Source organism: Streptomyces spororaveus (assembly GCF_016755875.1).
GTDB classification, from domain to species: domain Bacteria; phylum Actinomycetota; class Actinomycetes; order Streptomycetales; family Streptomycetaceae; genus Streptomyces; species Streptomyces spororaveus.
The window spans coordinates 95,471-119,329 of record NZ_BNED01000003.1; the positions used below are offsets into that span (position 1 = coordinate 95,471).

The 23,859-nt window shown below is 71.2% G+C and carries 27 protein-coding genes; 12 read left to right on the plus strand and 15 right to left on the minus strand.

Annotated features, from left to right (window positions below; translation table 11 throughout):
- Positions 1 to 104 precede the first annotated feature (104 nt).
- Complete coding sequence (locus Sspor_RS01555; protein WP_202197359.1) at positions 105 to 1,334, plus strand: GNAT family N-acetyltransferase; 1,230 nt, start codon at positions 105 to 107, stop codon at positions 1,332 to 1,334.
- A gap of 42 nt (positions 1,335 to 1,376) precedes the next feature.
- Here the strand turns inward: Sspor_RS01555 and Sspor_RS01560 are convergent, their stop codons facing one another.
- The gene (locus Sspor_RS01560; RefSeq protein WP_202197360.1) at positions 1,377 to 2,945 is read right to left on the minus strand and encodes an alpha/beta hydrolase; all 1,569 of its coding nucleotides are present in this window, start codon (positions 2,943 to 2,945) and stop codon (positions 1,377 to 1,379) included.
- Positions 2,946 to 3,280: 335 nt separating this feature from the next.
- Positions 3,281 to 4,264, minus strand: a complete 984-nt coding sequence (locus Sspor_RS01565) for an alpha/beta hydrolase family protein (RefSeq protein ID WP_202197361.1) — start codon at positions 4,262 to 4,264, stop codon at positions 3,281 to 3,283.
- A gap of 158 nt (positions 4,265 to 4,422) precedes the next feature.
- Here Sspor_RS01565 and Sspor_RS01570 point away from each other — a divergent pair, with 158 nt between their 5' ends.
- The 4 genes from Sspor_RS01570 to Sspor_RS01585 all read left to right on the plus strand — a co-directional run bounded on the left by Sspor_RS01570 (position 4,423) and on the right by Sspor_RS01585 (position 7,608).
- Positions 4,423 to 5,010: a TetR/AcrR family transcriptional regulator gene (locus Sspor_RS01570; RefSeq protein ID WP_202197362.1), complete on the plus strand. Its 588-nt coding sequence runs from the start codon at positions 4,423 to 4,425 to the stop codon at positions 5,008 to 5,010.
- A 268-nt stretch (positions 5,011 to 5,278) separates the two neighbouring features.
- Entirely contained in the window at positions 5,279 to 5,893 is a 615-nt protein-coding gene (locus Sspor_RS01575) for a hypothetical protein (RefSeq protein ID WP_202197363.1), read from the plus strand.
- 150 nt (positions 5,894 to 6,043) lie between these two features.
- Positions 6,044 to 6,238: a hypothetical protein gene (locus Sspor_RS01580; protein ID WP_202197364.1), complete on the plus strand. Its 195-nt coding sequence runs from the start codon at positions 6,044 to 6,046 to the stop codon at positions 6,236 to 6,238.
- Positions 6,239 to 6,477: 239 nt separating this feature from the next.
- Entirely contained in the window at positions 6,478 to 7,608 is a 1,131-nt protein-coding gene (locus Sspor_RS01585; protein ID WP_202197365.1) for an FAD-dependent oxidoreductase, read from the plus strand.
- A 46-nt stretch (positions 7,609 to 7,654) separates the two neighbouring features.
- Here Sspor_RS01585 and Sspor_RS01590 read toward each other — a convergent pair whose 3' ends face one another.
- From Sspor_RS01590 to Sspor_RS01630, 9 genes are all read right to left on the minus strand, one after another.
- On the minus strand, positions 7,655 to 8,083 hold the full coding sequence (locus Sspor_RS01590) for a DUF4240 domain-containing protein (protein WP_202197366.1): 429 nt from the start codon (positions 8,081 to 8,083) through the stop codon (positions 7,655 to 7,657).
- Positions 8,084 to 8,219: 136 nt separating this feature from the next.
- Positions 8,220 to 8,855: a signal peptidase I gene (gene lepB, locus Sspor_RS01595; RefSeq protein WP_237403594.1), complete on the minus strand. Its 636-nt coding sequence runs from the start codon at positions 8,853 to 8,855 to the stop codon at positions 8,220 to 8,222.
- 419 nt (positions 8,856 to 9,274) lie between these two features.
- Positions 9,275 to 10,012, minus strand: coding sequence for a VOC family protein (locus Sspor_RS01600; protein WP_202197368.1), 738 nt, complete (start codon positions 10,010 to 10,012; stop codon positions 9,275 to 9,277).
- A gap of 181 nt (positions 10,013 to 10,193) precedes the next feature.
- Positions 10,194 to 11,036 (minus strand): MerR family transcriptional regulator, encoded by an 843-nt coding sequence (locus Sspor_RS01605; RefSeq protein ID WP_202197369.1) that lies wholly within the window; start codon positions 11,034 to 11,036, stop codon positions 10,194 to 10,196.
- A 170-nt stretch (positions 11,037 to 11,206) separates the two neighbouring features.
- Entirely contained in the window at positions 11,207 to 11,401 is a 195-nt protein-coding gene (locus Sspor_RS01610; protein ID WP_202197516.1) for a ferredoxin, read from the minus strand.
- 5 nt (positions 11,402 to 11,406) lie between these two features.
- A complete protein-coding gene (locus Sspor_RS01615) occupies positions 11,407 to 12,618 on the minus strand; it encodes a cytochrome P450 (RefSeq protein WP_237403595.1) in 1,212 nt (403 codons plus the stop codon).
- Positions 12,619 to 12,879: 261 nt separating this feature from the next.
- Positions 12,880 to 13,596, minus strand: a complete 717-nt coding sequence (locus Sspor_RS01620) for a maleylpyruvate isomerase N-terminal domain-containing protein (protein ID WP_237403596.1) — start codon at positions 13,594 to 13,596, stop codon at positions 12,880 to 12,882.
- Positions 13,597 to 13,692: 96 nt separating this feature from the next.
- A complete protein-coding gene (locus tag Sspor_RS01625) occupies positions 13,693 to 14,382 on the minus strand; it encodes a lipoprotein (protein ID WP_202197370.1) in 690 nt (229 codons plus the stop codon).
- A 144-nt stretch (positions 14,383 to 14,526) separates the two neighbouring features.
- Positions 14,527 to 15,366 carry an SDR family oxidoreductase gene (locus tag Sspor_RS01630; RefSeq protein ID WP_202197371.1) on the minus strand — a complete coding sequence of 280 codons (840 nt, stop codon included), beginning with the start codon at positions 15,364 to 15,366 and terminating at the stop codon, positions 14,527 to 14,529.
- Between the two features lie 93 nt (positions 15,367 to 15,459).
- Between Sspor_RS01630 and Sspor_RS01635 the strand changes: the two genes are divergently transcribed.
- The gene (locus tag Sspor_RS01635; protein ID WP_202197372.1) at positions 15,460 to 15,840 is read left to right on the plus strand and encodes a winged helix-turn-helix transcriptional regulator; all 381 of its coding nucleotides are present in this window, start codon (positions 15,460 to 15,462) and stop codon (positions 15,838 to 15,840) included.
- A gap of 109 nt (positions 15,841 to 15,949) precedes the next feature.
- Here Sspor_RS01635 and Sspor_RS01640 read toward each other — a convergent pair whose 3' ends face one another.
- On the minus strand, positions 15,950 to 16,357 hold the full coding sequence (locus tag Sspor_RS01640) for a RidA family protein (protein ID WP_202197373.1): 408 nt from the start codon (positions 16,355 to 16,357) through the stop codon (positions 15,950 to 15,952).
- 130 nt (positions 16,358 to 16,487) lie between these two features.
- Here Sspor_RS01640 and Sspor_RS01645 point away from each other — a divergent pair, with 130 nt between their 5' ends.
- Positions 16,488 to 16,868, plus strand: coding sequence for a winged helix-turn-helix transcriptional regulator (locus tag Sspor_RS01645; RefSeq protein WP_202197374.1), 381 nt, complete (start codon positions 16,488 to 16,490; stop codon positions 16,866 to 16,868).
- 166 nt (positions 16,869 to 17,034) lie between these two features.
- Positions 17,035 to 17,766: a hypothetical protein gene (locus tag Sspor_RS01650; RefSeq protein ID WP_202197375.1), complete on the plus strand. Its 732-nt coding sequence runs from the start codon at positions 17,035 to 17,037 to the stop codon at positions 17,764 to 17,766.
- 172 nt (positions 17,767 to 17,938) lie between these two features.
- On the opposite strand, the gene Sspor_RS01655 is transcribed toward Sspor_RS01650, so the two are convergent.
- On the minus strand, positions 17,939 to 18,832 hold the full coding sequence (locus tag Sspor_RS01655) for a hypothetical protein (RefSeq protein WP_202197376.1): 894 nt from the start codon (positions 18,830 to 18,832) through the stop codon (positions 17,939 to 17,941).
- A 15-nt stretch (positions 18,833 to 18,847) separates the two neighbouring features.
- On the opposite strand from Sspor_RS01655, the gene Sspor_RS40175 reads away from it, so the two are divergent.
- Both Sspor_RS40175 and Sspor_RS01665 read left to right on the plus strand, forming a co-directional pair.
- Positions 18,848 to 19,186, plus strand: coding sequence for a hypothetical protein (locus Sspor_RS40175; protein ID WP_237403597.1), 339 nt, complete (start codon positions 18,848 to 18,850; stop codon positions 19,184 to 19,186).
- Positions 19,187 to 19,235: 49 nt separating this feature from the next.
- A complete protein-coding gene (locus Sspor_RS01665) occupies positions 19,236 to 19,766 on the plus strand; it encodes a 2'-5' RNA ligase family protein (RefSeq protein WP_237403598.1) in 531 nt (176 codons plus the stop codon).
- Positions 19,767 to 19,803: 37 nt separating this feature from the next.
- Here the strand turns inward: Sspor_RS01665 and Sspor_RS01670 are convergent, their stop codons facing one another.
- Positions 19,804 to 20,037, minus strand: coding sequence for a hypothetical protein (locus Sspor_RS01670; protein WP_202197377.1), 234 nt, complete (start codon positions 20,035 to 20,037; stop codon positions 19,804 to 19,806).
- Positions 20,038 to 20,680: 643 nt separating this feature from the next.
- Between Sspor_RS01670 and Sspor_RS01675 the strand changes: the two genes are divergently transcribed.
- Together Sspor_RS01675 and Sspor_RS01680 are read left to right on the plus strand one after the other, a co-directional pair.
- Positions 20,681 to 21,460, plus strand: a complete 780-nt coding sequence (locus Sspor_RS01675; RefSeq protein WP_237403599.1) for a restriction endonuclease — start codon at positions 20,681 to 20,683, stop codon at positions 21,458 to 21,460.
- A gap of 302 nt (positions 21,461 to 21,762) precedes the next feature.
- Positions 21,763 to 22,203, plus strand: a complete 441-nt coding sequence (locus Sspor_RS01680; protein WP_202197379.1) for a VOC family protein — start codon at positions 21,763 to 21,765, stop codon at positions 22,201 to 22,203.
- 516 nt (positions 22,204 to 22,719) lie between these two features.
- Here the strand turns inward: Sspor_RS01680 and Sspor_RS01685 are convergent.
- Entirely contained in the window at positions 22,720 to 23,127 is a 408-nt protein-coding gene (locus tag Sspor_RS01685; protein WP_202197380.1) for a hypothetical protein, read from the minus strand.
- Between the last annotated feature and the right edge of the window lie 732 nt (positions 23,128 to 23,859).

Consider the following 23,859-nt stretch of genomic DNA (forward strand, 5'->3'; position numbering starts at 1 on the left):
CGCCGGACCGGGTGCCGGCCACCTGTGCCCGTCGGCGCCGGCGACGAGCCGCGGAAAACGTGTTGGCCGGGACGGCCGGGCGATGCCACAGTCTGGCTGTGATCATGACCAGCGGTTCTTCCGCACCTGTTTCGTTGGCCGGCGGCCTCACCCTGCGCGAGGCGAGGCCGACGGATCTCGACCAGATCGGCGCGCTCCTGTCCGGGCGCGGTGAGCCGGACGACGCCGTCGACCACCGGCTGGTCGTCACCGACCCCGACGCGGGCTTGTCCGCCTGTGCCGTGGTGGTCGACGGCGACCGGGTCGTGTCCACCGCGACGCTCCTCGACGAGGAGGTGCGCATCGGCGGCGTCCGTCTGCCCGCCGGCCAGGTGGAACTGGTCGCCACCGACAGCGAGTACGAGGGACGCGGTCTCGTCAGGGCGTTGATGCACTGGGCTCACGAGCGTTCCGCCGCCCGTGGCCACATCGTCCAGGCGATGATCGGAATCCCGTACTTCTACCGGCTGTTCGGCTATGAGTACGCGATCGACATACCGCAGGTGCTGAACGTGAACGCCTTGCCGCCCGGCGATGGAGCGGGCACGCTCCGTGCCGCCCGGCCCTCGGACATCCCCTCCCTGTCTGCCCTGCAGGCCTCGGCCCAGAGCGGGTTCGATGTGGCCATGCCGCACTCCGCGGCGTGCTGGCGATGGCTCCTGGACCACGAGTCGAGCAACCTCTGGGTTCTCGAGCATGCCGATACGGTCATTGCCACCGCGCGCACCACGCCTCCCGGTGAGGAGATGCTCCTGGCAGAGGCCGCGGCACGCGACGGGGCGGCGGCACGGGACCTCCTGAGTGGCGTCGCCTCCCTGGCACCCGGTAGCCGGGTACAGGTCGTCCATCGGGCGGGCACCGTGACAGCCGACGCGTGGCAGGAGTTCACCGACCGCGAACCGCGGCGGAACGCAGAGCAGTACTACATCCGCCTCCCGGATGTCGCGGCGCTGCTCGACAGGCTGCGTCCGCTGTTCTGGCAGCGCCTCACCGCGGCCGGGATCGACCGCATCGGCCGGGACATCGTCCTGTCCACCTTCGGCGCACACCACCGGATTCCGGTTCTCGCCGACGGGCTCGGTGAGGTCGTCACCGGCGGCCCGGTGCAGTCGCCCGGAGCGGTGGAAGGCGCCGGGGTGGCGCCCGACCATCTGGCCGCCCTGCTGTTCGGCCCGCTCGGAATCGAGGGGCTGACCCGGATCCGCCCCGACGTCTACTCCGCGGACGAGGAGCTGTTCCAGGTGCTCTTCCCTCCCCTCACCGCGGACGTACTCAGCTACTACCTCCCGTACTAGGCCGACCGGGGTGGCGCGGGGCCGGCCGCCGCCCTCGGCTCCCTACGGGAACGGCGGCGGGTCCTGGCAGGTCACGTCTGCGGCGGGCAGCCGGCCCGTGGCGAGGTAGGTGTTGACCGTGGCGTCGGCGCAGGAAGCGGGATCGGAGAGGTACACACCGTGCTTCTCGCCGCCCAGCGCCAGCACCATCCGTGAGCCCTTCAGTGCCTTGTGCAGGCCCTGGCCGCTGACCAGCGGGGTCTGGGAGTCCCATTCGTTCTGCACGGTCAGCACGTCGGCCCGGGTCTTCATGGGCGTCGCGGGCTCAACCGGCCGCTGCCAGAAGGCGCACGGCTTGATGTTCGACGCGAAGTCCCCGTACAGCGGGTACTTCGCCTTGTCCCGTGCCGCGTCCCGCGCGTACTGATCGGGGTCGCGCGGCCAGGTGTCGGTGTCCCCGCACACGACGGACCAGTAGACGGCCATGCCGTCGCCGCCGGAATCGGCGGCCGCCGCGCCCGGCGCCGATGCGTTCGGCGCCGCTGCGTTCGGCGCCGCTGCGTTCGGCTCGGAGGGCCGGGAGCCGGCGAGCAGTTGCTTCAGATCCGGCGCGTCGCCGTCCGCCTGCCCGGGCCCGTTCTCGGCCAGGGACTTGAGGTGCTTGATGACGGCCGAGGCTCCGTACGGGGAGAAGAACAGCGAGGGTTCCGACCTGAGGTAGTCACCCGTGATCTTCTGCCCGTCCTGGACGATCGGGTCTCTGTCGGCCCGGGCCACCAGGGCCCAGAAGGTGGCGGACACCTCTTCGGGCGTGGTGCCGAGCCCGTATCGGTCCGAGCGCTCCGCGGCCCACCGCGTCCACCGTGCGAAGGCGGGCTCCGCTTCGGTGGCCCACACCTGGATCATGCCGCGCCAGACGCGCTGCGGATCCACCCCGCTGTCCAGCACGAAGCGGTCGGTGCGCTGCGGGAACATCTGGGAGTACACCGCTCCGAGGTAGGTCCCGTACGAGTAACTCAGGTACGAGATCTTCCGCTCGCCGAGCGCCGCACGGACGACGTCCAGGTCGCGGGCCGTGTTGCGGGTGGTGATGTGGGGAATGACGTCGCCGGACTTCTCCCTGCACTTGTCGGCGACGCTTCGCGCCCAGGCCACGTCCGAGGGGAAGGTCTCGGGCCGGTAGGCGCCGCCGAGACCCCCCTCGTCCGGGTTCAGTCCGCAGGAGATCGGGCTGCTCTTGCCGACGCCGCGCGGGTCGAAGCCGATGAGGTCGTACTGGTCCCGGACGTCCTTGGGGATCCTCGTGTTCAGGTCCAGCGGCCGGAACAGCCCGGAGGCGCCGGGGCCACCGGGGTTGAAGAGGAGGACTCCCCGCCGCTTGCCCGGGTTCTCGGTCTTGATCCGGGATATCGCAAGGTCGAGCATGCGGCCCTGGGGGTGCCGGTAGTCGAGCGGCACCTTGAGGGTCGCGCACTCGTACGTCACCGGCCGGTCGGGGCTGCAGCGGTGCCAGTCCGGTTGCTGGCGCATGTAGCCGGGGATCTGGGCGGCAGCGGCCTGGGTGGCCGTCAGCAGGGGCACGGAGGTTGCGACGAGTCCGATCGTGGCGAGCAGCGGTGCGAGGCGTTTCATGGAGGCGTGTCATCCTTCTTCCGGTGAAATCGCTGATGTGGCCACCGTGTTGCATCGGCGGGCAGCAGCGAATCCACCGAAAGGATCACCCCAGGTCCCTCTCCCGTAGCATGCAATATCCGGACAAGCGGCCGAAACCCGCTGCCGAATGGCCTCCGTTCCTCGTTCCGGCGCGACCACGGCACCGGCCGGACGCAGGCGTGATCACCGCTGGTACGCGAGGTGCGGCGACCGGCTCGGCGCACCCGGCGGACACCGCCCGCGCCCCGGCGGTCCGCCCCCTCCCCCTCACGTAGGACGCGGCCGCCGCGGTCGCGCTGTCACGTGCGGCGCCGTCAGGGTCGCGGGTTCTCCTTGGATTCGACCCGCCCGAGAGGGTTGGGGCCGGCCGTCACCGCGTCGCGGGCCGCCTGCCAGGCGGGGTCCCCGGGGTAGAGCTCGCTGCGCAGGTAGGCCCAGGCGAGCCGGGCGAGGGCGGCGACCCGCTCGGGGTTCTCGTCCGTGGTCTCGGCGACGTCGTATCCGGAGACCCCGCCCAGCCCGTGCTCCGCGCCGAACAGGGTGAGCAGGGACTTGGGGCCCGGGGAGAGGACGTAGGGGTCGGTGTGCCAGTCCGGGCCGCTGACGGTCAGGAAGGCGGAGTCGTCCTTGTCGCCGGCGACCACGAGCGCGGGCGCCGTCATCGTCGAGAAGTCGGTGGTCAGGAGGAAGGGGTAGTTCTCGGCCGTGAACTCGGTGAGCGCGTCTCCGCCCCGGCCGGGCGCGGCGAGCAGCACGCCCGCCCTGATCCGCGGGTCGGCCAGGTCCGCTTCGGTTCCGTCGCGGGGATCGGTGAGCCGGGCGCCGAGCAGCAGGCTCGCGGTGTGCCCGCCCATGGAGTGTCCGGCGACGGCGACCCGGCTCCGGTCGAGGCGTCCGGCGAGCTGCGGGAGGGCATCCTCGATCATGGCGAGCCGGTCCAGGACGCGCGTCATGTCCTCGGCTCGGGTGCGCCAGTGCGCAGCGGCCCCGGGGGCGCCGGAGGCGTCGGGGGCCAGGCTCAGCGTCCTGGAGTCCAGGTGGGTGGGCTGGATGACGACGAAACCGCGTGCGGCCCAGACGTGCGCGAGCGGGGCGTACCCGTTCATCGAGGAGAGGTTGTTGGAGAGGCCAAGACCGTGCGAGAGGAGGATGACCGGCAACTCGCTCCCGGTCACCGGCGCGGAGATACGCACCTGGAGGTCCACGGCGCGGCCGGGAGCCGGCAGCACCACCGGGCCGACCGAGAGGACAGGGGCGGGCGAGTGGAGGGTGGCGGCTGTGCAAGCAGGTTCACTCATGAGCAGATGCCCTTCGATGGCCCCCGCCGCCGGCCGCGTACGGCGACGGCGGGTGTGACGGAGTGCCCGCAGTCGACTAACCTGCAAGCGGATCGTTGTTCCATTTAAAATATGGAACGCTGATCCGTTTCGTCAACGGCCGCCGGAAGGAGAGCGCGGTGCCCACAGCAGGCCCGGCCAGAGGAGCGTCCGCCCGCAGCAAGCGGGCAGACGCCGTACGCAACCAGCAGACGCTGCTCGACGCCGCCGCGGAGGTCTTCGTGACCTCGGGGATCGACGCACCGATCCGCCAGATCGCGGCCCGGGCGGGTGTCGGACTGGGGACGCTCTACCGGCACTTCCCCACCCGGGCGGACCTGGTCACCGCCGTCTACCACCACCAGATCGAGGCCTGCGCCGAAGCCGGCCCGAAGCTGCTGGCCGAGGCGGCCTCCCCGTTCGACGCGCTGCGCCAGTGGGTCGACCTCTTCGCCGACTTCCTGATCACCAAGCACGGCCTCGCCGACGCCCTCCAGTCCGACAGCGAACGCTTCGCCACGCTGCACACCCTCTTCCTCGACCGGCTGCTGCCCGTCTGCGACCAGCTGCTCGGCGCCGCCGCCGACGCCGGCGAGATCAGGCCCGGCACGCAGCCGTACGAACTCATGCGCGGCATCGGCAACCTCTGCATCGGACGCGACAGCGACCCCCGCTACGACCCGCGAAGGCTGATCGGACTGCTCCTGCAGGGGCTGCGCCTCTCCTGAACGGCCCCTTGCGCGGGCAGGATCGATCGCAGGCCGCCAGACCCCGCCGGCCCGGATCCGTTCTCAGGGCGAGCCGGCAAAGGGTCGGGGTGAGCCCGAGGGACAGGACACCCGTGAGGGTGAGCGCGGGGGCGCGCCGTGCGGGCCCGGCGCACCCCCGCGCTCCGTTGACCACGCACAGTGACGGTCGGATACTCGGCGCAACGAATGCCTGACCGGGCTTCGCCTGTGGATTCGCCGGCCACCGCCGGCGGAGAGGTGGACATTCATGGGTTTTCTGACAGTGCGTGATGAGGATCCGCAGTCGCGGCCCGGGCGGCGGGCCGTGCTGGCCCGGGCGCTGGGCCTCGCGGCGGCCGGCCTGGGCACCGCGGCCGCGGTGGGGGCGGCGACCGGGCCGGCCTCGGCGTCGCCGGCGAAGACCTCCTCGCCCGCCAAGACCAAGGCGGCCCTGGCCAACCAGGCCGACTGGCGGTTCTGCACCAAGTGCTACGGCATGTTCTTCCGGGGCTACCCCACCGACGGCGCCTGCCCGGCAGGCAGCGGCCACGACGCGGCCGGCTACAACTTCAACCTCCCGTACAACATCCCCGAGACGCCCACCGCCCAGCACAACTGGCGGTTCTGCACCAAGTGCTACGGCATGTTCTTCTGGGGCTACCCCGACGACGGCCGCTGCCCCGCCGGAAACGCCCACGCGGCGGCCGGGTACGACTTCGTCCTCCCGCACGACATCCCGGAGACCGCGACCACCCAGCGCAACTGGCGCTTCTGCCCCAAGTGCTACGGCCTCTACTACTACGGCTACCCCACCAACGGCCGCTGCCCCGCCGGAAACGCCCACTCGATGGCCGGGTACGACTTCGTCCTGCCCCACCTGTAGACCCCCCGCCCGCGCGGCGGCCGCCCCCGGGCAACGCCGCTGGCGGAAGGGGCCGCCTTCGTCAACTCCCGCCGGGTGCTGCGCCCGGGCGCACAGTCAGGCCCCCGCCGGGACGTCCAGACGTCCAGCGGGGGCCTGATGGCGTGTGAGGTGGATTCAGCGTTGCCCGCCGGGGTGTTCGGCTTCGCGTCCCGAGACGCCGCCGCAGCGGTGGGCGGCGAGACCGTGGACGAGGCAGCCGCCGCCGTCGAACACGCCGCTCGAACCCGCTGGAGCACCCGGGAGCGCCCGGAGTGGATCGGTCTGGCCGCCCGCGCCTTCCACGGGGCCGGCTCCCCCGCCTGACTCCCCCGCCTGGCCTCCCCCGCGGCGACGCCGCCCGAGTACAAGCCGACGGGTGAGGGCGGCAGGCCCTCACCGAGGCGTGAGCGATGATCGCCCGCTCACCCACCTGGCGCAGGTGCGGTGTCGGTCGTCCATCGGCGGCTGCCGGTTCGGTGTCGGTGGCTTGTCGGCGAGGTCCGACACCGTACGGGAGACGGCCGGCCGGAGCTCACCGGGCGGCCCCGTTCCCAGGAGGCACCATGCACCTGCCCGTCACGATCATCGGCGCGGGACTCGGCGGACTTGCTCTGGCCCGCGTCCTGCACGTCCACGGAATCCCGGTCACGGTCTACGAGGCCGAGTCCTCCCCGACGGCGCGTGCGCAGGGCGGGATGCTCGACATCCACGACTACAACGGGCAGCTCGCCCTGGAGGCGGCCGGCCTGACGGAGCAGTTCCACGCCATCGTCCTGGAGGGCCGCCAGGCGATGCGGGTCCTCGACCCGGACGGGACCGTCCTGCTCGACAAGGCCGACGACGGCACGGGCGGACGCCCCGAGGTGCAGCGTGCCGAGTTGCGGCAGATCCTGCTCGACTCGCTCCCGGCCGGCACCGTCCGGTGGGGGCGCAAGGTCAGCGGCACCCGCGCGCTCGGCTCGGGCCGCCACGAGGTGACGTTCGCCGACGGCAGCACCGTCGTCACCCGCCTGCTGGTCGGCGCCGACGGCGCCTGGTCACGGGTACGGCCACTGCTCTCCGCGGCCACGCCCGAGTACACCGGCACGTCGTTCGTCGAGACCTACCTGTTCCACGCCGACACCCGCCACCCGGCCGCCGCGAAGGCGGTCGGCGGAGGGATGCTGATCGCTCCCTCGCCGGGCAGGGAGATTTTCGCCCACCGGGAGAGCGGCGACACCCTGCACGCCTACGTGGCGCTGACCAGGCCTCAGGACTGGTTCGCCGCCATAGACTTCACCGATGCCGCCGCGGCCACGGCGCGGATCGCGCGCGAGTTCGACGGCTGGGCACCGGAACTCACCGCGCTGATCACCGACGGCGACACAGCGCCGGTCCTGCGCCCCCACTACGCTCTGCCGACCGGGCACCGGTGGGACCGGGTGCCGGGGGTCACCCTGCTCGGTGACGCCGCCCACCTCGCGGGCCCGAACGGCGAGGGCGCCAACCTGGCCATGTACGACGGCGCCGAACTCGGCAAGGCCCTCGCCGCGCACCCCGGCGATGTCGAGGCCGCGCTCACCGAGTACGAGCAGGCCATGTTCCCCCGCAGCGCCGGGGTCGCCACCTTTGACGGTGGAGAGGATCCGGGGATCGACTCCGAGTACAACACGGCCCAGGGCCTGATCGACATGATCACCGAGACGGGCCGGTGAGCCGCTCGGGCTCCTGGAGTCCGGAACCATCGGCAGGCCGTGCCGGTCAATCGGTCCAGCCCCCGGTGTTCGAGTACGACTCGTAGGAGTAGCGCGTGTTGCGGTCCCACTCCTGCCCGGTGATGCGTCTGTATGCCCGGTCCGGTGTGTAGAGCAGGCTTTCGGCCCAGACGAGGTCGGTGGCGTAAGGAGTGAAGGCGGCAGGATCTTTGAGAACGCTGTCGAATGCGGTGCGGCCGGCGGCGACGACCGCGGCACGGGTGTAGAGGAAGGCGTCTGCGCCCAGGTCGTGTCCGTACTCCTTGCGGTCCAGCCGGTAGAGCGCCCATGACAGTCGTTCGGCGAAGCCGGTGACCAGCGGCAACGGGGATCGGGCAAGCCGCTCGGTCAGCGTGTCCGCAAGGAGGTCGGCGTCCGGGTCGGGTTCTGTGGGCCTGCAGTCCTCGATGAGCTGCCAGAAGGCGTCTTCGTTCATGCCGGTGAGCATGGCGCAGGGGTCTGACAGTTCCGGCCCGGTGGCGAAGGCATGCCGGCGGGGCAGGTCCCCGGTGCGGGCGACGGTGATCGGGAGACGTACGGGCGGCTGTGACCTTCCTGCGTCGGGGTCCTGGTCAGGGTGACGGGAAGACGTAGGGCGGCGCGGGCGCGGGCTGCGCCCGAGGGCCCCGGCGCATGATCAGATATCCGGCCAGACCGCAGCCGAGCCCGATGAGCGCGAGGACGAACCCGCCGATCAGGAGGCCGGCCATCGCGATGGCGAGGCCCGCGCCGTCGAACGCCCGCTCGCGGACCGCGTCCGCAGGGATCGTGCCGCTCTGTCCGTCCGACAGGAAGTAGCGGGAGTCCCGGGAGTTGACCCGGTTGTCGCCCATCACGAAGATCCTGCCGTCCGGCACCTTCACGTCATAGCTCTTGCCGTCACCTACGGGGTCGCCCCCGGCGACGTACGTCTCGTGCAGCGGCTTGCCGTTCACCCGTACCTGCTGCCCGTCACAGCTCACCCGGTCGCCGCCGACCCCGATGACGCGCTGGAAGACGAGAGCGGTGTCGGTGTAGCGCCCGGGCAGGTAGTAGAAGACCGCGTCGCCGCGATGGACGTCGGTGCCGTCGATCTTCTTCGTGAAGACGGTGTCGCCCTGCTCGTACGTCGGCCGCATGGCATCGGAGCCGACGCTGTGGCCGCCGAAGGCGGAGTCACCGAGCAGCCACGTGCCCGCCGCCAGCAGCACCCCCAGGGGCACCAGCACCAGCCCTGTGATCCACAGTCTTCGCCCTGGTCTCATCCTCAGCCCCTCCCGGCAGTCCGGCCCGCACCCTATCGGCGCGGGCCGGTGCGCCTGCCAGTGGGCCGCCGGCTGGGAGCCGGCCCCGGTCTGTCCACACCGCCTCACGCTGGAACTCCGGCTGGATCGCCCCCCAGCCGCATGCCCGATGGCATCCGGGCCGAGGACGATCGGCGGCCGGGACGCCCACGACGGGTGCCGGCCCGGTGTCGCCGGCCCGGTGCCCGCGCCACCGCCGACGAGGACGCGGACGCGGAGGCCCTGCGGCGGACTGCTACGCGTGCCGGGGCCGCCTGTCCAACGCCGCCCAGGGCGCCGGGAACGTGACGGCGGCCCGGGGAAACGGCCACCGCCGATCGGAGGTCACCCCGTGTCCGCTCACGTCAGCGAGGCGTGAGGAGGCAGAACTCGTTGCCTTCCGGGTCGGCCAGAACCGTCCAGGAGATTGCGGACCGGTCAAAATCGGGGGCGGTGGCTCCCAGGGCGCACAGTCGGGCTGCCTCTGCGGCCAGGTCGTCACCGGGGTAGGGGCGGACGTCGAGGTGGACGCGGTTCCACACGCTCTTGGTGTCGGGAGTGCGGACGAACTCCAGGTAGGGGCCTACGCCTTTGGCGGAGCGCATGGTCGCCTGCTCGTCGGTGACCTCGCACAGCGTCCAGTCCATCGCCTCGCCCCAGAACCGCGCCATCTCCCGTGGGTCGGTGCAGTCGACCACCACCGCGGCGACCGGCCCGGTGTCCTGGTAGACCGGACGGGGCTCCAGGACGCAGAACTCGTTGCCTTCCGGGTCGGCCATGACCGTCCAGGGGACGTCGCCCTGCCCCACGTCGGCGAGCGTCGCGCCGAGATCCTTCAAGCGCGCGACCAACTCCGCCTGATGGGCGGTCGAGGTGGTGGCCAGATCGAGGTGCACGCGGTTCTTGACCGTTTTGGGTTCCGGGCGGGCGACGATGTCGATGCAAACGGCCACGGGGTCGGGGTAGGCGAAGCCCACGGGTTCGAGGTTGGTCACGCCGGGTCCCTCGCTGTCGACACCCCAGCCGAGTGCCTCCGCCCAGAACCGGCCGAGCGCGGAGTCGTCACGGGCCTTCATATTGATCTGCACGAGTCGTGTTGCCATGCCGCAGATCCTAGAAGCTCCGCCGGCCCGCCTGACCTGCCCGAACCCGGCAGTCACGCGGGCTCGTGACGCGTAGTCATAGGGCGCGGAGGGCGGCCGTTGCGGCATGGTGTCCGCACATCGCGTGCACCGAAGGGCCCGGCTCAGTCGCCGGGATCCGCACGCACGGCCACACCAGCGGTCAGCCGCTTGCGGAGAGGTCCCCGGCAAGGAGCCGTGCCGTGAGTTCCACGCACCGCGTCCGGGCCGCGGAGAAGCCGTAGGGCATCTTGGTCACCGCTTCGAAGGCACTCATCCGGGCGTCCTCCTCGCCGCTCGCCTCGTCGTCGCAGATCTCGAAGAGCTTCTCCTCGGCCACGTCCAGTCCGGCCGCTTCAATGGCCTGGAGCAGGGCCTTGTGGTGGGCGCAGTGCCGCGCGGCGAGTTCCCCGACCTGCGGGTCGTGGGGGTCGACGGTGTCATCGAGGGCGGCGTCGGCCGCGTCGAGTCGGTCTGCCTCGGCCCGCAGGCCGGGATGGGTCGCCAGGGTGATGAACACGCTGGCCTGAACTGCGGCTCCCAGCGGCCCGAAGATCCGTTCTGTGACGAGCAGGGCGTCCAGGTCGGAGGGGCGCAGTGCGCCGGAAGGCAGGTGGCTGAGCCGGTCCGTGACCAACGGGGAGAGCAGGCCCAGTGGGCTGCCCACGGCCCGCAGGCGCTGGACTGCCGCGCGCTGGCGCTTGATGTCGGCCTCCTGGGCGGCCAGGGTCTCCTCCAGCCGGCCCAGGACGTCCTCGACGTCCCGGGCTTCGTCGAAGGCGGCCCGCATGTCGTCCAGGCTGATGCCGGCTTCGGACATCTTGCGGATCCACAGCAGGCGGATCATGTCGTCGTAGCCGTAGCGGCGGCGGCCGTCTCCGCCTCGCCCGGGCTCCGGCAGCAGACCGATCTGGTGGTAGTGACGAATGGCGCGCGGGGTGGTTCCGGCGAAGGCGGCGGCATCGCCGATCTTGACCTCGCGGGGAGGCGTGGCGGAGGGGTACATCGCAGACGGGGCCTTTCGTGCTGTGGTGCCCTCGACGACACCACATGCCGCTACGGCATGTGCAACCACCCACCACCCACCACCCACCACCCGGCCCCTGACGGGCGCTCGCCGGGTGTGGCGCCCCGACGGACGGTCCGGCTCTGCGGGCCCGCCGGTCCGGCGGAGCCTCAGCCCTCCGCGACGGTGATCGCCGAGACCGGGCAGGCCCGGGCGGCCTCCCGTACGAGCGGGCTGCCGTGGCCGTCCTCGCGGCCCGGGAGCACCTCGCTGAGCCCGTCGTCGTCCTGGGTGAACACCTGGGGCGCGGTCAGCGCGCACTGGCCGGCGCCGATGCAGATGTCCTGGTCGACCGAGATCTGCATGCCGCTCACCAGGCCACGGGGAGTTCGAGCATGCCCTGGATGGTGTCCCCGGGCTTGAAGGGGATCTCGTCCGGGTCGGCCGCCAGGCGCAGGCCGGGCAGCCGCCGGAAGAGGGTGCCCAGGGCGATCTCCATCTCGGCGCGGGCCAGGTTCTGGCCCAGGCACTGGTGGATGCCGAAGCCGAAGGCCAGGTGGTGGCGGGTGGGCCGATTCCAGTCGAGTGCGTCCGGCTCCTCGAAGACCGTCTCGTCGCGGTTGATGACGGAGGTGGAGAAGACCACCCCCTCGTCGGGGCGGATCGTCACGCCGCCGACCTCGATCTCCTCGGTGGCCATCCGCAGCATGCCGTCGGCGATGGAGAGGAACCGCATCAGCTCCTCCACCGCCTCCGACATCAGCGAGGGGTCGTCGCGCAGTTCGGAGAGCTGCTCGGGGTGGCGCAGCAGCGTGAAGGTGCCGAGGGAGATCATGTTTGCCGTGGTCTCGTGGCCCGCGATCAGCAGGATCAGAGCCAGGTCGACCAGTTCCTCCACGGTGGTCGTGCCGGTCTCCAGCCGGGTGGCGATCAGCTCGTCCAGCAGCCCGTCGCCCGGATCGGTGCGCTTGTGCCGGATCAGGGCCTCCAGGTAGCTGTCCAGCCGGCGGCGGGCGTCCTCGACATCGGCGGGCTCGGGGCCGCGCAGCAGCCGCCGCGACTCCCCCTCGAAGAACTCGTGGTCCGCGTACGGGACCCCGAGCAGGGAGCAGATCACCATGGACGGGACCGGCAGGGCGAAGGAGCTGACGAGTTCGGCCCGTGTGCCGCGCGCTGTCATGGCGTCGATCAGCCGGTCCACGGTCTCCTGGATCTGCGGCCGCATGGCCGCCATCCGCTTGACCGAGAAGCTCGGGATCAGCATCCTGCGCTGCCGGTTGTGCTCGGGGTCGTCCACCCCGAGCAGCGCGGTGCGCCGGCCCTGGACGCCCTTGAAGCGGCGGGTGGGGGCGGGGAATGCCTCCTTGGTGCGGTCGCTGGACAGCCGCGCGTCGGAGAGCAGGGCGCGCGCCTCGGCGTGGCCGGTGACCACCCATACGGAGCGGCCGTCGAAGAGGGTGACCCGTGAGAGGGGCCGGTTCTGCCGCAGCGGCCCGTACGCGGCCGGCGGGTGGTAGGGGCAGGTGCGGTCCTGGGGGAAGGCGACGACATCCGGCAGGGCATGGGACATGGCCTCGGTCATGGAAAGCAACACCTCGCAAGCGATGGTTCCGTTCACGCCGGACTCCATTACATGCCTAAGGCACCTATCTCATCGATGCCAGTTTCGGCCAGTCTGCCCGGGTTCACCCGAGCGCCCGTTCCCGGGCCCCGCAGGGAAGCGGGCTCACCGGCGGGTGTCCAGGAACGTCCGGAACCGGCCGGAACGGATGGTGGACGCGAAGGACCGCCGCCGCCGGCATCGGGCAGACATGGACTGCGCGTCCTGGGGACACCGGTCCTGTCAGCCGAACAGGGGGAAGGAGGCGGCGTCCGGTCCCAGTGCCCGTTCTTCGGCGTTCGTGAGGGGCAGGCGGCCCGTGCCGGCGCGTGCGTAGTGCTCGTCGCTCCAGTCGAGCGGGAGCGGGCGGCCCAGCAGGCCGTCCAGGGTGGCACGTACGCATGCCAGTCCGGGCGGTGAGGCCCCGGGAGCGTGTGGGAGTGAGGCGACGAGGTCGAGGTGGTGGACGGTCGCCTCGGCGGTGAGGGTCTTCATCAGGTCGCCGGCGGTCATGGTGTGGCCCTGGGTCGAGAGGAGGAGGCCGGGGTCGGTCGCGGCGGCGGCGTTCAGGGTGGCTGCCGCGGTCTCCAGGTACAGTCCGCGCAGTTGGCCGAAATGCAGGAACATGCCGGCGCTGACCCGCGCCCAGCGTCGGCCGTTGGCCGCGCCTTCCCTATCGGGGCGCCTGTCGCTCCAGTAGGTGACGGCGTCCCGGTCCGCCGGTCCGGGCGCGGGGGTGTGCAGGGCCACGAGCCCGCGCTGGCAGTCCATGAGGCAGTGGAAGAGCAGGTCCCGGACGGCCCAGCCCGTACAGCCGGTGGGCTGCCAGGAGTCTTCGTCCTCCAGCGGGGCCACGACGGCCGCGAGGGCCTGGTAGGACGCGTGCAGGGCGCGGACCGGTCCGGCCCGGACGGCTTGCGGAGGCGGGTCCTGGCCCTGGGGCGGTTCGGTTCCGATCACCCTGGACGGATGCCCGTCGGCCGGGGACCGTATGCGTACTGCGGCACGGGTGAGCGGTGGGTCAGCCGTGCGAGACCACGTTCCGCCGTGGGGCGGTCATCGCTGGTTGGCGGCTTTCAGGGACTGCTGGGCCAGCCGGAAGGCGGGCAGCATCTCATCGTGCTCGCCGCTGTCCAGCCCGCCCAGTTGGACGACGACCGCCTCGCCGCCCGGGGTGACGGCGGCGAAGGCGCTCTCCTTCTTGGGTTCGTCCAGGGGGTCGGTCTCGTACGCGGCCTGGACGGCCGGGAGCGCGGCGCCGGCCGGGCCTGCCTTCAGGTCGGTGTAGACCGGGGTGCCCTTGGCCTTCTCGCCGGCCATGAACGCTTCGAGGACCTTGCGGGCGTCTCCGGGCGCGGCCGGCTCGTCGGCGACCCAGACGCGCAGGAAGCCGATGTTCCCGGCAGGCTTGGCGTCGATCTCGCAGGCGAGGGTCATCCCGCCCTGCTGGAAGAGGGAAGCGAACCGGTCGTCCTCGGCGTGCGTGACGGCTTTCGGCTTCCAGTCCTGGACCAGGTCGAAGGAGACGGGCAGGCGGCACGGGGTGTCTTCGCCGCCGACGGAACCGACTGCCTTGACACCGGCGGCCGTTCCCGTACCCGCACTCGCACTCGCACTCGCACTCGCGGCCGGCTTCGGATCCTGCACGCCCCTGCCCGCTGGGGTCTGCTTGGATTCCGACGGCCCGCAGGCCATCAGCCCCGCCGCCAGGACACCGGTCCCGATCGCCCCTGTCGCCGATCGCACCAGCCCGCGCCCCATCACCCTTGCTCCCCCAGCCGCGCCTGACAAAAGAACGGTCAACCTAGCAGGTCACGCGCCTACAGCCGCCGGCCCCCCGACCACACCCTGCGAACGCCCGGGCGGGGCCCACCCCGCGCGGGCGGCGGCTCAGCGGAACGCGGCGACGTTGCGTGCGGCCCAGTCGGCGAAGGGGCGTGCGGGGCGGGTCAGGACCTGCTGGACGGCGGGGCTGATGCGCAGTTCCGCGTCGCTCGGGGCGCCGAGGATGTCCAGGGTGTCGTCCGCGAGTTCTGCAGGCATGTTCCGGGTCATGGCGGCCTTGGCCTCGTCGCGGGTGAGGTCGTGGACGCGAAGGGGCGAGCCGAGTGCGGTGGCGATGGCCTGTGCCTGCTGCCGGGGGGTGATCACCTCCGGGCCGGTCAGCTCGTACACGCCGCCCAGGTGCCGGTCCTCCAGCAGGCAGGCCGCCGCGACCTCGGCGATGTCCCACGGGTCGATGACCGGGACGCCGACATCCGCGAACGGGGCGGCGACGGCCCGCTGCGCGCGGACGGCAGGGGCCCACCACAGGGCGTTGGAGGCGAAGCCGCCCGGCCGCAGGATCGACCACTCCATGCCGGATTCCCGAACCGTTTCCTCCAGGGCGCGCATCGCGATCCGTGTCGGACCGTACGGCCTGGTCGCCACGCCCTGTGTGGAGAGCAGGACGACCCGGCGGACCCCGGCGGCCGCGGCCCGGTTGACGGTCTCGGCCGGGCCGGTGCCGGGACCGTGCAGGTCCCCGGACAGCAGCAGGAACAGGGCCTTCGCCCCTGCGAGTACAGGCTGCAGAGCGGCGGGCTCGGCGAGATCGGCCGCCAGTCGGCGGACGCCGTCCGGCACCGGCGCCTTGTGCCGCGATACCGCCAGCACTTCCTCGCCGGCCTTTGCAAGGGCCCGCGTCAGCGGCCGGCCCACGTTCCCGGTAGCCCCGGTCACCACGATCATGATCAGCTCCTTCGTCCCCGTGACTTGTACGCACCTGACGCTAGGAGGAGGACTAACTTCTGGTAAGGACATACCTGTGGGTAAGCTCCTCACATGAGGGGTAGCGCGCAGCTCGGAGCCGGTGATGCGGTGAAGCGGTATGACGTGTTTCACACGGACTGCCCCGCGCGCGACATGGTCGACCACGTGACCAGTCGTTGGGGCATCTGGGTGCTGATCTCCTTGCGGAGCAAGGACCTTCGGTTCTACGAGCTCCGCGAGAGCATCCAGGGCATCAGCGAGAAGATGCTCGCCCAGACCCTCCGCGCTCTGGTCCGGGACGAGGTGGTGTGGCGGGCGGTCGAGCCCACGACGCCGCCTCAGGTCACCTACGGGCTCACCGAGTTCGGCAGGCACATCAGCGAACCACTGGTCGAGCTCTTCGACCGGATCACCCGACACCTCCCGCCACCCGGCGCGACCGGCGCGGGCTAGCCCGGTCGGCCGGGGGCCGCCTCGCCGCCGGTGGCGCGTACTCGGTTCGGCCCCGGCGGAAAGGACCTGTCCAAAGGGCCTGCCCAAAGGGCCTGTTCACAGGACCTGTTCAGTCGATGACTGCGGTGGCTTCGATCTCGACCAGGTGCTCGGGTACGTCCAGAGCCGCAACGCCCAGCAGGGTGGCCGGGGGTGTCGGGGTGACGCCCAGTTTCGCGACCGCCCGGGTGATCCCTTCCATGAGCAGCGGCATCTTGCCGGGGGTCCAGTCGGCGACGTAGACGGTCAGCTTCGCCACGTCGTCGAATGAGGCACCGACCTCGTCCAGGGCGGTGTTGAGGTTGAGGTAGCACTGCTCGACCTGAGCGGCGAGGTCACCCTCGCCGACCGTGGCACCGTCGGCATCCCAGGCGACCTGGCCTGCGATGAAGACCAGCTTCGAGCCGGTCGCTACCGACACCTGCCGGTAGGCATCGATCTTCGGCAGTCCGCCGGGGTTCACCAGGGTGACGGGCATGCTGCTGTCTCCTTGTCAGAGTGCGCTCCGTGGCGCGCGTGGCTTACGTGCTCTCTTGTGGTTACTCAGGAACCGTAGGAGAGTGATCGCTGACATGGAAGAACGCACTTTTCGGTGACTGGGGAACCTTGTGGTGACCAAGCAGCTCGGCGGCTCGGCCGACGACGGGGACGTGAGGCGCGCCGACTCCCTGGCCCGGGAGATCTTCTCGGACGTCGCCAACAAGTGGGCTCTCCTGATCATCGAGGCCCTGGGAGAGCGCACCCTGCGCTTCGGTGGGCTGCGGGACGAGATCGAGGGCATCAGCCACAAGATGCTCACCCAGAACCTGCGCATGCTGGAGCGCAACGGTCTGGTCGAGCGGACGGTCCACCCCGTCGTGCCGCCGCGGGTCGAGTACACCCTCACCGGCCCGGGCCGGGCTTTGCGCGTGACGATCGACGGACTGTGCGACTGGACCCACCGGCACCTCGGTCACATCGAGGCTTCCCGCCACCGCTTCGACGGCTGACGCGTCGACCAGCGCGCTGCGGGGCCGTGACGGCCTCGACGACGTCGCCGCGTGAGCGGTGCCGGTGGTCCGGGTCCGGCGCCTCCCGGCCGCCGGGACGGTCAAAGGCACCGCTATCCTGCCGGCTCCTGGCAGTTCGATCACTTGAGGTGGGAGGTGTGCCGAGGTGACCGACTCCGGGATCCGGTGCGTGGCTGGACTTGTGATGCTTGCGTCGATCACGGCTTGCGGAAGCCCGACGGAGCCGCAACAGCCGATATCGGCGCCGCAAACGCCGATGTCGGCTGCAGAGCTGCGAACACACCTCCTGCCCGCGGTCATGCCGGGTGGCTGGACCTCCGTGGCGGAGCCCGCGAAGGAGCGCCCGAAGGGAACACCGGGCGCGGCGGCGACACCGCCGACCTGCGCGGGCCTTCTCGACGGGCAGAGTGTCGCGGACGCGGGTACGGCGGCCTCGGCTGCGTCTGCGGCAGCCGTGTTCAGCGGCGGGCACTCCGCCGGGAACGGCGTCATCCCCGGATCGGAGATGCTCTACTCGTTCCCGGGCGACGGTGCGCACCAGGCGCTGCAGGACATGCGTGACCTGGTGGGCCGGTGCCGGAGCGTGGACCTGCCCCGTGCGTCATGGGAGCCGGCCGTGGCCGCCGGTTTCGCCGTCGCCGAAGGTCCACGGCTCGGGGACGAGAGCCTCGTCATCCAGGCGTCGGTGACGATGGGCACCACGGGTGACGCGCAACGTGCCGACGCGACCGTGGTACGCGTGGGGAGTTCGCTCGTCGTCATCAGCAGCGTCCTCTCGCTGACCCAGCCGGAGGCCGATGCCGTCATGTCGTTCATGCCTCTTGCCGTGGCGCAGATCCAGTCGAACCATCCCGAGCCGGTCGACGCGGCCTTGTGACGGGCAGTCGGCCCCCACGCGTGAACGGCCCGCACCCGGCTCACGGCCCTGAGCCGGTCCTGCGGCCTCGTATCCGCGTGCTCCTCCCCAGCCGGTGACGCCGTCCTGACGTCGTGTCTTGGGCGGCGATCCCGTGTGCGCGGCGGCCACCACGCGTCAGGGCGGCGGCAGGTCAGTACCAGCCGAGGACGTCGACGGTCACGCTCTTGTTCGCCAGTGGCTTCTCGTCGTAGTCGAGGAGGTGTTCGAAGAGGAACTTCGGCTCGGCGCTGCTGCCCGTTTCCTTCAGGAACCAGCCTGATCCGTTCTTGACGAGGGTCCTCTTGCCGTCCGGGGCGGGCACCTCGCTGTCGCGTCCGGGGGACGCGGCCTGTCGCTTCTCGACCTGGCCGGACGCGGCGATGTCCCAGGCGAGCTCGTTCTCCTGCGCGGATGTTCCGGGCCCGAGGGTCGCCTCTTCCTTCAGGTCATCCGGGCTCTTGGGGTCGGCGGAGTACACCTTGTCGTTGTTGGCCAGGAAGTACACGCGCTTCCCGTCCGGGCCGAAGCGGGGTTGCGTGTATCCGGGCTTGCCACCCGAATATGTCGGCTTACCCCCTATATGCACGGGTGTGTCGCCGTAGTTCCCGTTCGGGCCCGCGCCGCTCGTGTACTCCCCGAAGTACAGGTCGCCGCCCTTCGTCGTCCACACGACGGAGTGCCAGTCCGGCGAGAAGGCCTGCCTCCTCCACGCGCTCGGTACGGCGTACTGGGGCAGGAAGGCTCCCGCCTTGGTCCTGCCGGTCGTCTCGTCGAAGACCACGAGCTCGGTGAGGTTGCCGGACACCAGCGCGACCAGGCCCTTCATCTCCAGGCTCTTGTGCTCCGTCTTCGCCGAGGCGCTCTGGCCGGCCGCCGTCGGTACTGCCTTGTCGGCCGGCGGCTGCCCGCCCCCACCGTCCCCGCCGCACGCGACCGTACCCGCGAGGAGCACGGCGAGTACGGGAACCGCCCCTACGGGCCAACGGCGTCGCCGACGCCCCCTGCCCTCACCGGGAACGGCTGTGGTCACCAGGACTTCCGACATGTGCTGCTCCCCCTCGTGGCACGGCCGACCCTCAAGTGGACCATGGACAGTGCGGGTTGGGGAGAGCCTGCGCCCGTTCCCCTGCGGCGCTGCGCGCATTTCGGCCAGCGTGACGGCATCGCCGCCGGAGTTCCGGCCGATGATCACGCGGAACCGGTCCCGCCGGCCGGTGAACGCCGTTTTCTGCTGACCGTCGTCGGCCCGCGCAAGGACGAGGGCAACAGCCCGACGGGGATCGTCGGGCGTTGCCTGGCACGGCAGTTGCTCGCCATGGGCCGGCCCGTGCGGGTGCTGGCCGCCGCGGCCCTCGGCCGTGACATCTGGGTGAGCGAGACCATCGGCTCATTCCGCTGACCCCGGTCGGTCAGGGCCAATCCCGTACCTGGCCTGCGATGATGACGGGGTGCCAGAGCCAGGAACCACCGCCGTCGTCATTGTTCTGCCCGATGCCGCGCCGCTCCTCGACGCGGCGCGGCGCATCGACCCGGCTCTGGTGCGTCGGGGGATGCCGGCGCACGTCTCACTGCTCTACCCCTTCGTACCGGAATCGGCGCTGACGGGTCAGGACGAGAGGGGCGTGCGTTCCCTGGCGGCGAGTTTTCCGGCCGCTGATCTGCTGATGGAGGAAGTCGTGACGGCGTCCGGCTTCGTCGGCGTCACCGTTCCGCAACTCCAGCCGGTCGTCGATGCGTTCCGCGCCCGGTGGCCCGGGTTGCGCCCGTACGGGGGCCGCTTCGGGGAGCGGCCCGCCGCGCATGTCACGGTCGCCATGGGCGCGGACGACCCGACCGCCGCCCGTGTCCGCGCGGCGGCCGGCCGCCTGCTGCCTCTGCGCACCCGTGCGGCCGCGCTCCAGTTGGTGGCGCTGACGGAGGAAGGCTGGCGGTCGCGGTTGACCGCGCCGCTCGGCGGCCCGGTATCGCCGCGTTCCTGATCACGAGCCCGCGGCAGGGCGGCCTGCGGGTCGTGCTTCAGATGATGTGGATGCGCTCCAGGGCGCCGCCGGTGTCGCGGATCATCAGGTCGTTGCCCTTGGCCCGCTCGTTCTCGATGAACCCGAGCAGGAGCACCGCCCGGTTGATCACGTCGGACTTGCTGACGCCGCTCGCGGCGGTCAGCTCGGAGACGACGGTGACCGCCGGGGGGCACAGGGTCACCGAGTACCGCTCGCTGTCGGGGTGCGCGGGAAGCTGCTGCTGATCCATGGTGATGCCTTCCTTGGAGCACTGGGGGCCACGATGCGCACCAGGGTTGCATCAAAGGCGTGCAGATGTGCACCATTTTTTACACTGCGATGGGCCCGGGCCCGCTGCGGAACGGCCGCGCCGCGCCGCTCGCGGGGCCCGCACCGGGTGACGGGCTCCGGTGCTCTGCGGCAACGCCGCCGGTCTGACAGCGGTCCACCGCTGCCTCGACCATGGGCACCCGGAGTCCGAAGGACAGCTGCGCAACAGGGAGATGAACGTGTCAACGCCGATACGACGGTGGTTATGGGGCAGTTGGGCGGCACTGGTCCTGGTCGGTGGCGCGACCACCTTGTACCTGGAGGAACCGGCGGCCGATCCGGCCGGACCGTACCGCTGGGAGCGCTCCTCCGAACCCCCGCGGGACCCGACCCCTTGCCCGAGTACCGGCTCGGCAACGCGAGGGAACCTGCACGGCTGCAGCTCATGGCAGCGGGGGTGAGCTCCCGCACCCCGCGCCGGCGGGACCGTTTGGATCCGGGATGAGTGATCAGACGAGGGAACGTACGGGGTCCAGCCGCGGGAACGAGTGAGGGAGGGGGCCTGGATGGCGAGATCGGGAGGCCGTCGGGGTGGTCCGGGTGCGGGTGAGGGTGACGCGTCCGTGGGGCGGGACGTCGTGCTGGCGGTCGGGCTCGTGGGTATCTGCCTGGGCGGACTGGCCGTGTTCGTACGGACGGCGGCGGGGGCGGGGGCGGGTGGCGGCATACCTGTGACGCCGATCGTCACGGTGATCGTCCTGGTGGCCGGGGTGGCGCTGGCCCGGTGGGGCCTGGCCCCCGTCCGGCGCCGTGCCCCCGCGTGTCCGGGGACGGCTTACCCGGCGACCGCGTATCCGCAGGGCCCCGCGTACCCGCCGTCCGCAGATCCGCCGGCCGTGACGTCGCTCCTCGTTGCGCCTGCCGCTGCCGGGCCTGCGGCGGTTGCGGCCGATGTGCCCGAGGTGGGGCCCGGCGCGCTGGATCACGCGGCGGTGGACGCCGACGGCTTCGAGCACACGATCGCCGCGCTGTGCGCCCGGGACGGCTGCCTCCAGGTGGAAGTCGTGGGCGGGGCGGGCGACTTGGGCGCCGACGTGATCGCCACGACGGCGGACGGCCTGCGCGTCGTCGTCCAGTGCAAGCACTACGGCGAGGGCAACCGGGTCGGCTCGCAGGACCTGCAGCGCTTCGGCGGTACCTGTTTCGCCGTCCACGAGGCCGATGTGGCCGTGGTGGTGACCACCAGCTCCTTCACCGCTCCGGCCCAGGAGTACGCCGCCACGTGCGGCATCGTCTGCGTCGACGCCGACGACCTGGCCGCGTGGACGGAGTCGCGCATGCCTCCTCCCTGGGAGACCGCCGCCCCCGAACCGGCTCAGCCGCACCCCCCTTCGGACGGGTGAGGTCCTCCCGCGGACGCGGGTAGCGCACCGGGCGGCGGTACCGGCGGGCTTCGGCCGGACAGGGAACGTACCGGAGCGTGTTCCCGTTCACCGGGGAACCCCGCCCGCCCGGGATGACCCGGCACGGTGAACCGGCGGGGCGGCGCGACGCCGGAGCGCGCACGCTGCCGATCGCCGGGGTTGCATGGAGAAGCGGGGTCGGTGCGCTGCGGCTGCGGATGTCGAGAACGCGTCACCGGCTCCGTCCCCGGGGCATCAGCGGCCACCACCACCGGCTGCACGAGGAAGAAGGAGGAAGCAGCATGGCGATTCAGCGGATGGACAACGTCGGCATCGTCGTCGGGGACTTGGACGCCGCCGTCGCGTTCTTCGTGGAACTCGGCATGGAGCTGGAGGGCAGGGCGCAGGTCGAGGGCCCCGTCGCCGACCGGTGCACCGGGCTCGACGGCGTCCGCTGTGACATCGCGATGGTCCGGACCCCGGACGGTCTCAGCCGGATCGAGCTCGCGAAGTACCGCAGCCCCGCGGCGGTCAGCGCCGGGCCGCGCAACCGGCCGCACAACATTCTGGGCACGCACCGCGTCATGTTCGCCGTCGACGACATCGAGGACACCGTTGCCCGCCTGCGCCCTCACGGCGCCGAACTCGTCGGCGAGATGGCCCGGTTCGAGGACAGCTATCTGCTCTGCTACGTCCGCGGCCCCGAGGGCATCATCGTCGGACTGGCCGAGCAACTGGGCTGACGCCGGAGAGGGAGGGACCGACCCGAGCGGAGTACCGGCCCGCCGGGCCGCCTGCGGTCCGGGGCGTCCCGAGGCCTTCCGGCTTTACGGATGCACACGACGGCGGGTGGCAACGGGGCGTACCGCGGGGAGGTGCCCGAGGCGCTGATCGGTGGTGCCCGTCGATCGTCGCGATGTGCTTCCGGCCGCGGGAAGACGCGGGTGGGATGCGGGAGTTCACGGGAATGGCATCGGCTCTGCCGCGTACGGCGCCGCTCGCCTCGGCATCGTCAAGCCGTGGTCGTCGGCGCCGCAGCACCGGGGCCGGACGGATCACAGGCGCCACCGCCGGCCCGGTGCTTCTCGGTCGCGGCTTCCGCCCGTGTCCGTGTCCGGAACATCTGCGTCCCCATGACCGGGGAGCCGGAAGCGGGCCGGTCTCGCCCCGTGCCGAGCGATCGGGGAACGCGGAAAGGCCGGTGGGCGGAGCAGCGACTGCTGCTCCGCCCACCGGCTGGTGGAGGAGAAAGAAATCGGTTAGCGGCGCGAGTTGTTCTTTCCTCGCCTGGTCTTCCGGTTGCGCCGCTGGGCGGGAGGCCGGCTCGCCGGCTCCTGCCTGTCGGCGTCGGCACCGGGCTTCTTGTAGACGAAGGCAACGATCCCGACGGCCGCAACGAGGCCGGTACCGGAGAAGATGCCGATGACGACGGGTCCGAGGCCCAGCCACATCGCCACCGCCCCGGCCCCGGCGGGGAGTCCGAGGATCACGATCGCCAGCAGCAGACACTGCACGGCGCGCGCGATCGGGGAGTTACTGCGCAGGGTGCTCCTGAGACGCACCCCGCCGGTACCCACCTCGAGGTCGACGCGCTCCATCCCCAGGTCCGCCCGGTGCGTCGGCTCCTCGTGCGAGAGGTCGGTGTCCGTGTACTTACGCGTGGCCATTTCAGCCCTTCTGTTTAGTTTTCAACGGTTCTTTCTGCCTGTCGCCGGTGGCGACGGGTGTCCCGCTTAGAGCGTACCAGCGATGCGCACGATGTCTGTATAAAGACCAGACGAAAACCAGCTGTACCGTGCATAAAATGTGCTTGATATGCGAGTGCAATCGAATCCGAGGGGTCGGTCCAGGACTGGCGGCGGGCGTCGGCGGCCGCCGCTCAAGGCACCCTCAAGGGCTGCCGGACAGCACCGATCGAGCTTCTGGACCAACCGGGACGGCGCGGTTGCCGGGTGCGCCGACGGGCGCCGCCGGCGCCCGAAGAGGCCTTGGGCTGCACATCGAACGTGACGTCCCCAAGCAGCCTCAATCGCTTGACTTGTGATGACAGGAAGCGCATGCTGTGCAGACCAGCCGCATCAAATTGGCGTTTGAGGCGGCAGCATGCAGGACCTCCGGCCCGCTTGAGAGGCAACGCGGAGGTCGAAGTCGGAGAGGGAAGGAAGCTGTCATGCCAAGGAGTGCTGGCACCACTGTCGACGGAGGTCGCCCAGCCGCTTCTGGGCGAGGGACCAGTCCACTGGACAGGGTCACCGTCAATCTGACCGCACGGGCATCCAGGTCGCTCGATCGGGCAGTCGAACTAACAGGCGACAGCAAGACGGACAGCATCAACCGAGCTCTGTCTCTCTACGCCTACATCGAACAGGTGCTGAGCGACGGCGGTTCCGTCTTCGTCC

Bases quoted from the DNA above. Each gene is read 5' to 3' on its own strand.
- Sspor_RS01640 (WP_202197373.1), bottom strand. From the start codon at position 16,357: ATGCCCGTCACCCTGGTGAACCCCGGCGGACTGCCGAAGATCGATGCC.
- Sspor_RS01635 (WP_202197372.1), top strand. From the start codon at position 15,460: ATGAGGGGTAGCGCGCAGCTCGGAGCCGGTGATGCGGTGAAGCGGTAT.
- Sspor_RS01655 (WP_202197376.1), bottom strand. From the start codon at position 18,832: ATGTCGGAAGTCCTGGTGACCACAGCCGTTCCCGGTGAGGGCAGGGGG.
- Sspor_RS01680 (WP_202197379.1), top strand. From the start codon at position 21,763: ATGGCGATTCAGCGGATGGACAACGTCGGCATCGTCGTCGGGGACTTG.
- Sspor_RS01555 (WP_202197359.1), top strand. From the start codon at position 105: ATGACCAGCGGTTCTTCCGCACCTGTTTCGTTGGCCGGCGGCCTCACC.
- Sspor_RS01600 (WP_202197368.1), bottom strand. From the start codon at position 10,012: ATGGCAACACGACTCGTGCAGATCAATATGAAGGCCCGTGACGACTCC.
- Sspor_RS01560 (WP_202197360.1), bottom strand. From the start codon at position 2,945: ATGAAACGCCTCGCACCGCTGCTCGCCACGATCGGACTCGTCGCAACC.
- Sspor_RS01610 (WP_202197516.1), bottom strand. From the start codon at position 11,401: ATGCAGATCTCGGTCGACCAGGACATCTGCATCGGCGCCGGCCAGTGC.
- Sspor_RS01585 (WP_202197365.1), top strand. From the start codon at position 6,478: ATGCACCTGCCCGTCACGATCATCGGCGCGGGACTCGGCGGACTTGCT.
- Sspor_RS01565 (WP_202197361.1), bottom strand. From the start codon at position 4,264: ATGAGTGAACCTGCTTGCACAGCCGCCACCCTCCACTCGCCCGCCCCT.
- Sspor_RS01685 (WP_202197380.1), bottom strand. From the start codon at position 23,127: ATGGCCACGCGTAAGTACACGGACACCGACCTCTCGCACGAGGAGCCG.
- Sspor_RS01615 (WP_237403595.1), bottom strand. From the start codon at position 12,618: ATGACCGAGGCCATGTCCCATGCCCTGCCGGATGTCGTCGCCTTCCCC.
- Sspor_RS01605 (WP_202197369.1), bottom strand. From the start codon at position 11,036: ATGTACCCCTCCGCCACGCCTCCCCGCGAGGTCAAGATCGGCGATGCC.
- Sspor_RS01590 (WP_202197366.1), bottom strand. From the start codon at position 8,083: ATGAACGAAGACGCCTTCTGGCAGCTCATCGAGGACTGCAGGCCCACA.
- Sspor_RS01630 (WP_202197371.1), bottom strand. From the start codon at position 15,366: ATGATCGTGGTGACCGGGGCTACCGGGAACGTGGGCCGGCCGCTGACG.
- Sspor_RS01575 (WP_202197363.1), top strand. From the start codon at position 5,279: ATGGGTTTTCTGACAGTGCGTGATGAGGATCCGCAGTCGCGGCCCGGG.
- Sspor_RS01670 (WP_202197377.1), bottom strand. From the start codon at position 20,037: ATGGATCAGCAGCAGCTTCCCGCGCACCCCGACAGCGAGCGGTACTCG.